Genomic DNA, 9452 nt, shown 5'->3' on the forward strand with positions numbered 1-9452 from the left:
AGTTCCGAAAACTAAACTCTATGAATTTTTAGCCACTGCTAAAGAGGATGAAGTGAGGGCAGAAAAGAATTTAAGAGCATGGCTTGTTAGTCAACTAGCTAAAAATAATTAACTAGGGCAGTTGAGGTAATTATGGTGACATTTTATCTAGAGTTAAATACTAACGTTTCTTGTCAGGCTGATAATTTCTTTTCCCAATTTAATATTGTTTTATTCGTGTATCCAAATGTTCGGACTGTTGCATTTAATCCCATGCCTTCCATCCTAGCTTTCAATACTTTGACAATTTTCGAGGGATTTCGCTAGAATACAGAAAGCGGTAAAGCGCGTAAGGGATCACGGAAACCTCCCGCTCCTTTGTACCTCGGAACAAATATCGCCCTTGAAAATGTAATGGTGACGGGTCAAGCAGGATAGAAGCTTAACGGCTAAGGTCAAAACAGCCCACAAATAAAATTCAGATCCGTCCGCCGCCGGGCAGTCGGTAGACGTTAAACTAAAACGCTTGTGGATTCGGTCTGACGGGGGCATAGTCTTCCGATTGTGTCTAGTTAAGAGGAGTAGAAGCAAGAATCTCCAGTCACAGCGTAGCTTGACGGCGAGAGTGTCAATAACTGTTGACTGTTGAATGGGACATAACTGTGGATATTCGCTTAATCGTTGTCGATGTGGATGGAACGATCGCCGGTGATAACAATCAGGTTAATCCAGCTGTGGTGCAAGCTGTCTCGGCCGTCCAAAAAAAGGGAATTCCCGTCGCTATTGGCACTGGTAGGATGTACCGCTCGGCTTTACGTTTTCATAAACGCCTTAAATCCACTTTACCTTTAATTGCTTACAATGGCGCTTGGATTCAAGATCCTGTTTCCCAAGTTCACCATCGACATACTCCCATTTCCCCCGACTTGGCGATCGATCTTTTAGATTATCTCGAACAACCCCAATGGAAAAAGAAAATCTCCCTTAATTTTTATATGGACGATGTGCTTTATGTGCGGCAATTAAACGCGGAAACGGAATTCTATCGGCAGCGATCGGGTATTATTGCCGAAGCAGTGGGAGATTTACGCAAAGTTGCCCACAAAACCACTAAAATCCTAGCCATGGGGGAAGATAAGCAATTTATCGCCGAGATTTGGCATCATTTACAGCAACGCTATCAAAATCAAGATTTATACTTTACCCAATCGAGTCCGACTTTTTTTGAAGTTACCCACGTTGAGGCTACCAAGGGAAGCGCCACCCAATTTTTGGCCGAAGATATCCTAGGATTACAACCGCAAAACGTTATGGCGATCGGTGATAATTTTAATGATGTTTCTATGCTCACCTATGCGGGTGTCGGTGTTGCCATGGGTAATGCTCCCCAAGCTGTTAAGGATCAAGCCGATTGGGTTGCCCCTAGTGTAGACTTAAATGGGGTTGCCGTGGCCTTGGAAAAGTTTGTTTTAATTTGAGGAATTGGGGAGATGGGGAGATGGGGAATTGGGGAATGGGGAGATGGGGAATTGGGGAGATGGGGAATTGGGGGAATTCAACTAAAACCCTACAACCCTAAGACCCTACAACCCTACAACCCTAAAACCCTAACACCCTAAAACCCTTTTCATCGAGAAAATTATGACTATTAATACGCAAACTGTTACGATTTCTAACAAAGATATTGACATAGATGCCTATTTAGCCATTCCCGATCAAGGGGGAATTTATCCGGCAATTATCGTGATTCAGGAAATATTCGGCGTAAACGACCATATTCGCGATGTCACCCGCAGAATTGCCCAAGAAGGCTATATAGCGATCGCTCCTGCCATTTATCAGCGATTCGCTCCTGGTTTTGAAACGGGGTACAGTATGGAAGATATTGAAATCGGTCGTCAGTACAAAGAACAAACCAAAGCAGCCGAATTAATCAGCGATATCCAAGCCACCATCGATTATCTTTATAGTTTGCCACAGGTGAAAAAAACCGGTGTCGGCACGATCGGTTTTTGTTTTGGTGGTCATGTGGTTTATCTTGTCTCCACTCTAGAGGATATCAAAGTTAGTGCCTCTTTTTACGGTGCGGGAATCACCACGGGAACCCCTGGGGGTGGTCAAGCGACAGTGAAGGTGACTCCCCAAATCAAAGGGACAATCTACGCATTTTTCGGGATGTTAGATGCGAGTATTCCTCAAAAGCAAGTGGATGAGATAGAAAACGCATTAATCCGTTATCAAATTCCTCATCGAGTTTTCCGCTATGAAAATGCCGACCATGGCTTTTTCTGCGACCAAAGGGCTAGTTATAATGCTAATGCGGCCAAATCTGCCTGGGATCATGTGCTAGAGTTATTTAGCCTTCTTAAATCTTAATGGTCTGACCCCTCAAGCTTCAGCTTACACTGGAAGCAGATCGAAATTATACTTGTAACCATTCTATTTATCATGACACCGAACCCAGCCTTTTCCATGGACGATTTTGCCAAAGCTCTTGATCAATACGATTATCAATTTGAAAAAGGGCAGATCGTGCGCGGGAGAGTCGATCAACACACCTCCGATGGAGCATTCATCGATATTGGCGGCAAATCCTCCGCTTTTATTCCTTTAAGGGAAATTTCCCTGGAAAATGTTATTTCTATTGCTGAAGCTTTACCCATAGGTGCAGAATTCGATTTTCTGATTACCCGTGGACAGGACGCGGAAGGACAAGTTACCCTGTCTCTGCGGCAATTATTACTACAAAAAGCTTGGGAAAATGTCAGGGAAATCTCTGAAAGTGGCAAGTCGGTGCAGCTGCGCGTCACGGGGGTGAATAAGGGGGGAGTGACGGGAGAGGTGGAGGGATTAAAAGGATTTATCCCTCGCTCCCATTTAATCGAAAAAAATGATTTAGATTCCCTGATCGGACAACTTTTAACCGCAACTTTTATTCAAATCGATCAAGAAAATAATAAATTAGTTTTATCTCAGCGAGAAATTGCTCGCGCTAACGCTATCAGTCAATTAGCTGTGGGTAAATTATTAAGTGGCACCGTGGTTAAATTACAACCCTACGGTGTCTTTGTCGATTGCGGTGGAGTGACGGGATTACTCCATGCTAAACAGGTGACAGGAGCCTCTTTTAATTCTCCCATGACTTTCTTTAAAGTTGGTCAAGCAATTAAAGTGGTAGTCGCGGAAATTGACGAATATAAAAATCGCATTTCCCTATCCACAAAAATCCTCGAAGCGCACCCCGGCGAAATTCTCGAAAACTTTGCAGAAGTCATGGAAACAGCAGCAGAAAGATTAAAACAAGCTCAGGAAAAAACCCCAGCAACTTAGTGTAGGGTGGGTTAGGCGACAATAACTTAGATATTTTACCACCTATTTAGTATTCGCCGTAACCCACCATCAGTTATCAGGTGAATTTGTCTCCTGTCTCCTGTCTCCTGTCTCCTTTTTACTTGACAAAGATGTTTCAAGATCGGATAGCAATTTTAGGGACTATGCACGGAAAAGAGCGGGTGATTGCACCGATTTTAGCGCAAGAAATAGGCCTTAAGGTGATTGTACCCGATAATTTTAATACCGATCGCTTTGGCACTTTTACCCGGGATATTAAGCGCATCGGGACACAAATTGAAACCGCTCGCAGGAAGGCACAACAAGCGATCGAGCTTTCGGGATACGATATCGGAATTGCTAGTGAGGGTAGTTTTTATCCCTATCCCCACTTGCCGTTGATTTCCTGTAATCGTGAATTGATTTTATTGCTCGATCGAGTCCATAATCTAGAAATAATTGGTCAAGCAATAGTCACGGAAACTAATCACGCTCACCAAACTGTAACTAATCTAGCAGCTGCTTTAGAATTTGCCGAAAAAATCGGGTTTCCTAGTCATGGTTTAGTGGTGATGTTTGATAAAAATTCTCTCGACTCCGAGCAGATTTTTAAGGGAATTACTGACGAGAAAAATTTCGTTAAAATTGTTGAAGATATTCTTGACAAAAACGGCAAGGTACACCTAGAAACCGATATGCGTGCTATGCACAATCCCACGCGGATGAAAGCAATTGCAGCTGCGACAGCAAATCTGGTGCAGAAACTTAATCAATTATGTCCTAATTGTGGTTGTCCGGGGTTTGATATTATCGAAAGAACATCGGGTTTACCCTGTGGTTTATGTCACTTTCCCACCTCTTTAATTAAACTGGAACTATACGGTTGTCAAAGGTGTGATTATCGAGAGGAAAAACTCTTTCCCAACGGTCAAAAAACTGCCGATCCGATGTATTGTGAATATTGTAATCCTTAAGGATAGCTTTTCTATGGAAAGAATTTTAGAACCGGAAGTAATGGATGATCGGGAAGAAGCGATCGAATATGATGCCATGGACTTCACCGAAGTTAATACTAATTTTGCTAAAGAAGCCGTACAATTGGCTGGTATTAATGCTAGGGTATTAGATGTGGGAACCGGTACTGCACGCATTCCGATTATGCTCTGTCAACTGCCTCCCCAATGGCAAATTATCGCTATTGATCTGGCCGATTCTATGTTAGAAATTGGTCAAAAAAATATCCTGGGTGCTAACTGTCAAGAACAGATCAAATTAGAAAAAGTTGATGGAAAAAATCTTCCCTACCAATCCGAGCAATTTGATTTAGTTATTTCTAATAGTTTAATCCACCATCTCGAAAATCCTCTGCCTTTTTTAAGGGAAATTAAGCGAGTTTTAAAACCCAATGGTGGCATTTTTTTAAGAGATTTATTCCGTCCCGATTCCGAGGAAATAATCCAGGGGATGGTGAGGGAAATCGATCCTAATTTTTCTCCCCGACAAGCGCAACTATTTAAGGATTCTCTCCAGGCCGCTTTTACCCTAGCAGAAATCGAAGATTTAATCCAGCAATCGGGATTAAAAAATGTTAAAATTTATCAGTCTTCCGAACGTCATTGGACAGCCATAAAAACAAGTAAAAACTAATCACTAAATCAGGAAAAGTTGAGTTATGAAAGTTGGATTTTTGGGAACAGGATTAATGGGAACGCCAATGGTAGAAAGATTATTAAATCAGAAAATTTCTGTTATTGCCTATAATCGCACCTTAGAAAAATTAGCACCTTTACAGCAGTTGGGAGCCAAAACAGTTAGCTGTCCCGATCAAGTTATTCAAGAGGCAGATTGTCTAATTTTAATGTTAACTAATGCCGCCGTTATCCAAGAGGTTTTAGGATTAAATTCCGAGCAATCTAACTTCAATAATCGGACTATTATCCAGATGGGAACTATTGCTCCTTCTGAAAGTAAACAACTGCGAGATAAAATTGTTGCTAAAGGGGGAGAATATCTAGAAGCACCCGTGTTAGGAAGTATTCCCGAAGCTAAAAATGGCACTCTCTTAGTTATGGTGGGAGCAACGGAGAAACAGTTCCATCAATGGTCAAATTTATTAGCAAATTTTGGTCAAAAACCGATGTTAATCGGGGCAGTGGGAACCGCCGCGGCGTTAAAATTAGCTTTAAATCAATTAATTGCCTCTCTAACCAGTGCTTTTGCTTTGAGTTTAGCTTTTTTATCCCAGCAAGGAGTAGATCTAGAAAAGTTCATGACTATCCTGCGTCAAAGTGCCTTATATGCGCCTACTTTTGACAAAAAATTAACCAGAATGTTAGAAGAAAATTATGCTAACCCTAATTTTCCCACTAAACATTTACTCAAAGATGTCAATCTCTTTTTAGAGGAATCAGAGAAGTTAGATTTAACCACTTTTCCCCTAACAGGAGTACAGAGCCTTCTGGAAAAAGCTTTAGAAATGGGATTAGCAGAACAAGATTATTCAGCTTTATACGAAGCGCTGAAAAAAGAATTAAGTAGGTAGGCGTTAAAAATTATCAGACACCCCCCTTATCAAGCGTAGGGTTGATTCATGAATCAACCCTACCTTATCAAGGGGGGGCAGGGGGGATCGAACCTAAAATCCATTTTTAATTTAATTATAACCAGCTACTTATAAACCGCTTGGCAACATCAAAAAGACTCTTTTTGGTTTGTCTAGTCGGACAACTGATAGGAGAAAAACTGGTAAAAGGCTTTAAATTTTCCTTAAGCTTTGTTGAGGTGGCCGGAAGAGGGGGTTAGAGTGGGAAGTGATGGAATTTTGGGCATATTTTCCTATGACGCTGACTGAATTTGGATTATTAGCGGGTTTACTTGTCCCCGGTATCCTGCTCTCGATTTTAGTGATGGTGAGTTTTGCCAAAGGGGGCTAAAAACCGATAGAGACACCGATGAAAGTGTCTCTATCTTTTTGGGGTGAAGATTAATCTATTTTTGGTTTTTTGCCTAATTTAATTGATTCTGTAGCTAACAAAATTGATTCTAAATGATGGCGCTTCTCCACTTGACCGAGGAAATAACCGGTCATCATCGCTGAAGCGAGAAGATTAGCCAAATTCTCGCGGTCGGTGGTAATTTGTACCGCGAAATCCTCTGAGGGCAGCATTCCCACCAATCCCCTGACGTTTTGCGAGATAATATCTTTAATTTCGCTACTGACGGATTGGGCTATTCTCTCAAGGGTTTCAGGATGCTGCTGCTGGAGATACTGCATCAGACAGTTATCGTTTTGTTCTTCGGTTTCCCAGGGAAAAAAATCAGGATTAAAAGTCATCAGAACTCCCACGCTGTAGTGGTTATTGGATCTAGGTTAACAAATCGCTCTTCTTGATTGCCTGAAGTCCCCCCCATCTTCTTCAAGTTTAGCTCAGTGATCAAACATTCACCCTTAATATACTCTCTCTCTCCTTATTCCCGATCGGTAGCTTCCAGAATACCCTGTTCTCTAAGATTGTCAACCTCGAAATATTGATGAAATTTATCGGTTAATTCTAACCAGTACGATCTACCTTCATTTTGCTTGCGTTTTCTCACAAATCCTCGTTCTACCAAGTCCTGAACCTGTTGATAGGCCGTACTGCCTCGTAAATTAATTAAATCCGCTTGTAAAATCGGTTCTTTTAGTGCGATCGCTGCTAAAGTACGGAGGGTTCCTGTGCCTAATTCGGCCGGGATCAGGTCTTCGATCAAATTCTGATAAGCTGACCGCAATTGTAAACTATAACCGAGGGGGGTTTCCACCACTTCCAAGGCACTATCCCGGTGTGCATAATCGGACATTAACTCGATCATGGCATCTTCCACCGTCAAGCGATCGCTGTTGGTTAATGTCACCATCTCGGTTAAGGGGACAGGCTGCCCTTTTAGGTAAAGTATCGCTTCTAGACGGGTAGCTAGTCTGATCTCCTGGTGGGCTTCCGCGCTCAATCTCGACTACCTAAGTTTAGACAATGATTTAATATTCTACTAGAAGACGAACGAGAAAATTATGGAAACTTTTTGGAGTCAGGTTTTAGACTTTTGTTATCAGGCTACCGAGCAGGTGGGCGATCGCCTAGTAGCTGATTTTGGCAAATTACAGGCCACCAATAAAGCAGACGGGACTTTAGTGACGGCTGCCGACCGTTGGTCCGATGGCGAATTGCGATCATTAATTGCCCGCACTTTCCAGGATCATGGAGTCTTAACCGAGGAAACTACCCATATTTTCCCGGATCAAGAATGGTGTTGGGTAGTGGATCCAATCGACGGCACGACTAATTTTACTCGCGGTATTCCCATCTGGGGCATTTCCCTAGGACTTCTCTACCGGGGGACTCCTGTGTTCGGATTTGTTTATCTCCCCTGCCTGAAACAGGCCTATTATGGTTATTGGTACGGTGAGACGGGTTTAACTGGTCCAGAGGGGGCCTACTGCAACGGTCAACCGATTCACACCAGCGAAGATTTTCCCAGCAAAAATCATCTGTTTAATCTCTGCGCTCGTAGTACAGATATATTAAAAAATCCCTTTCCCTGCAAAGTGCGGATGATAGGAGTGGCTAGTTATAATCTGCTTTTGGTTGCCGATGGCACGGTTTTGGGAGGAGTGGAAGCAACCCCGAAAGTCTGGGATATTGCTGCGGTTTGGGCAATTCTACAGGCCGCTGGCGGAGTATTTATCTCTTTAGGAGAAAAGATTTTTCCCTTGCAGGTGGGGGAAAATTATAGCGATCGATCCTATCCCTGTTTAGCCGTGGCTCGATCGAATTTAGCGCCAGTTTTCTTGCCTTTAGTCGGTTTTCTCAAGGATGTTGCTTGAATGGAGAATTGCTCAGGTTAGAATAGCTGCATTTATTGGTTTTATCTCTATTTAGGGCTTGCTGAATAAATCTAAAAACCTTGTTGGATAATATCTTTAAGCTTGTTTGAAATCAAAAACTGCCAGCCCTTGGAGTGATCAGGGGGGAAATTTAGGCACTTTTTGCCTGAAAATTAGGTAATTGACCCCCTGAAAATCGGTAAAACCCTACACTCCACACCCTACACCCCACACCCTGCCCCCACGAATTTATTTCATGAGTTTTGATACTTCCTCTCTCAGCCAACGCAACGATAAAGCCGAAGTCTATCAGCCGGTAATTATTCGCCTCGAAAATGTGTCTAAAATCTACGGCAGTGGCGAAACCATGGTTAAAGCCCTCAATAACATCAATTTAAGCCTAAAAAAAGGGGAATATTGCGCTATTATGGGGGCTTCGGGTTCGGGAAAATCCACGGCCATGAATATTATCGGCTGTCTTGATCGTCCCACCTTGGGAGCTTATTATCTAGAAAATCTGGACGTTTCCACGCTGCCGGATGGGGATTTAGCCCAGATTCGCAATCGCAAAATCGGCTTTGTTTTCCAGCAATTCCATCTTTTACCCCAGATGAGTGCGCTGGAAAATGTCATGTTACCAATGATTTATGGTGGGGTTTCTCCCCAAGAAAGAAAGGAAAGAGCGATCGCTGCTTTAACGAAGGTAAAATTAGATAATCGACTGCACAATAAACCCAATCAATTATCGGGGGGACAACAGCAGCGCGTCGCTATTGCTAGGGCAATTGTCAATCAACCCATATTATTACTTGCTGATGAACCGACGGGGGCGCTAGACTCGAAAACTACCCAAGAGGTGATGGCTATTTTCTCGGAATTGAATAACAGTGGCATTACTATCGTCATGGTAACTCATGAGGCTGATGTGGCGCGTCACTCTCAGCGCATTATTTGGTTTAAGGATGGTGAAGTGGTTTATCCTAATCTCGCACCGACGGATTTACATGAGGTGATTGGGTAGGGTGGGGATTTTTCAGTTATCAGTGAACAGTAATCAGTAAACAGTGAAAAGAAAACGACAACTTCCTATATAACTGATTCAAAGCTGATGGCTTACTGCTATAGGTTTGAAACTATTTAACTAGGGTTTGCTGAATAATGGTAAAACCCTTTTAAAATAAAGCTTTTGACCTGTTAAAGTCCGATGTTAGTGCAAGAAAATAGGATTGGGACGTTCAAAAACCTTGCATTATCCTTCTTGTAGTACATCGCTTGGTACAAA

At 42.5% G+C, this 9452-nt stretch carries 10 protein-coding genes and 1 pseudogene; 9 read left to right on the forward strand and 2 right to left on the reverse strand.

The features are described from left to right. From O9332_RS28035 to O9332_RS10765, 7 genes and pseudogenes are all read left to right on the forward strand, one after another. Nucleotides 1-112 (forward strand): annotated as a pseudogene (locus O9332_RS28035) (Uma2 family endonuclease); the annotation flags it as partial. A 529-nt stretch (nucleotides 113-641) separates the two neighbouring features. Continuing rightward, nucleotides 642-1457, forward strand: a complete 816-nt coding sequence (locus O9332_RS10740; protein WP_002763015.1) for a Cof-type HAD-IIB family hydrolase — start codon at nucleotides 642-644, stop codon at nucleotides 1455-1457. Nucleotides 1458-1620: 163 nt separating this feature from the next. Beyond that, a complete protein-coding gene (locus O9332_RS10745) occupies nucleotides 1621-2355 on the forward strand; it encodes a dienelactone hydrolase family protein (protein ID WP_002763013.1) in 735 nt (244 codons plus the stop codon). A 96-nt stretch (nucleotides 2356-2451) separates the two neighbouring features. Next, entirely contained in the window at nucleotides 2452-3309 is an 858-nt protein-coding gene (locus tag O9332_RS10750) for a S1 RNA-binding domain-containing protein (protein ID WP_052278385.1), read from the forward strand. A gap of 131 nt (nucleotides 3310-3440) precedes the next feature. Beyond that, a complete protein-coding gene (locus tag O9332_RS10755) occupies nucleotides 3441-4283 on the forward strand; it encodes a DUF6671 family protein (RefSeq protein ID WP_002763010.1) in 843 nt (280 codons plus the stop codon). 13 nt (nucleotides 4284-4296) lie between these two features. After that, on the forward strand, nucleotides 4297-4956 hold the full coding sequence (locus O9332_RS10760; RefSeq protein ID WP_288025427.1) for a class I SAM-dependent methyltransferase: 660 nt from the start codon (nucleotides 4297-4299) through the stop codon (nucleotides 4954-4956). Between the two features lie 25 nt (nucleotides 4957-4981). After that, complete coding sequence (locus O9332_RS10765) at nucleotides 4982-5851, forward strand: NAD(P)-dependent oxidoreductase (protein WP_288025429.1); 870 nt, start codon at nucleotides 4982-4984, stop codon at nucleotides 5849-5851. 441 nt (nucleotides 5852-6292) lie between these two features. On the opposite strand, the gene O9332_RS10770 is transcribed toward O9332_RS10765, so the two are convergent. Continuing rightward, entirely contained in the window at nucleotides 6293-6643 is a 351-nt protein-coding gene (locus tag O9332_RS10770; protein ID WP_002735620.1) for a DUF760 domain-containing protein, read from the reverse strand. 134 nt (nucleotides 6644-6777) lie between these two features. Then, nucleotides 6778-7296, reverse strand: coding sequence for an SMC-Scp complex subunit ScpB (gene scpB / locus O9332_RS10775; RefSeq protein ID WP_002763004.1), 519 nt, complete (start codon nucleotides 7294-7296; stop codon nucleotides 6778-6780). Between the two features lie 61 nt (nucleotides 7297-7357). On the opposite strand from scpB, the gene O9332_RS10780 reads away from it, so the two are divergent. Both O9332_RS10780 and O9332_RS10785 read left to right on the forward strand, forming a co-directional pair. Continuing rightward, nucleotides 7358-8170: an inositol monophosphatase family protein gene (locus O9332_RS10780; RefSeq protein WP_288025431.1), complete on the forward strand. Its 813-nt coding sequence runs from the start codon at nucleotides 7358-7360 to the stop codon at nucleotides 8168-8170. A gap of 256 nt (nucleotides 8171-8426) precedes the next feature. Next, on the forward strand, nucleotides 8427-9191 hold the full coding sequence (locus tag O9332_RS10785; RefSeq protein ID WP_079207158.1) for an ABC transporter ATP-binding protein: 765 nt from the start codon (nucleotides 8427-8429) through the stop codon (nucleotides 9189-9191). Nucleotides 9192-9452 lie beyond the last annotated feature (261 nt).

The sequence above is a fragment of the Microcystis sp. LE19-10.1B genome, from assembly GCF_027530565.1.
GTDB classification, from domain to species: Bacteria; Cyanobacteriota; Cyanobacteriia; order Cyanobacteriales; family Microcystaceae; genus Microcystis; species Microcystis aeruginosa.

What these genes read in the sequence shown, in the direction of transcription:
- O9332_RS10745 (WP_002763013.1), top strand. Translation starts at nt 1,621, where the DNA reads ATGACTATTAATACGCAAACTGTTACGATTTCTAACAAAGATATTGAC.
- O9332_RS10750 (WP_052278385.1), top strand. Translation starts at nt 2,452, where the DNA reads ATGGACGATTTTGCCAAAGCTCTTGATCAATACGATTATCAATTTGAA.
- O9332_RS10755 (WP_002763010.1), top strand. Translation starts at nt 3,441, where the DNA reads ATGTTTCAAGATCGGATAGCAATTTTAGGGACTATGCACGGAAAAGAG.
- O9332_RS10760 (WP_288025427.1), top strand. Translation starts at nt 4,297, where the DNA reads ATGGAAAGAATTTTAGAACCGGAAGTAATGGATGATCGGGAAGAAGCG.
- O9332_RS10765 (WP_288025429.1), top strand. Translation starts at nt 4,982, where the DNA reads ATGAAAGTTGGATTTTTGGGAACAGGATTAATGGGAACGCCAATGGTA.
- O9332_RS10770 (WP_002735620.1), bottom strand. Translation starts at nt 6,643, where the DNA reads ATGACTTTTAATCCTGATTTTTTTCCCTGGGAAACCGAAGAACAAAAC.
- O9332_RS10780 (WP_288025431.1), top strand. Translation starts at nt 7,358, where the DNA reads ATGGAAACTTTTTGGAGTCAGGTTTTAGACTTTTGTTATCAGGCTACC.
- O9332_RS10785 (WP_079207158.1), top strand. Translation starts at nt 8,427, where the DNA reads ATGAGTTTTGATACTTCCTCTCTCAGCCAACGCAACGATAAAGCCGAA.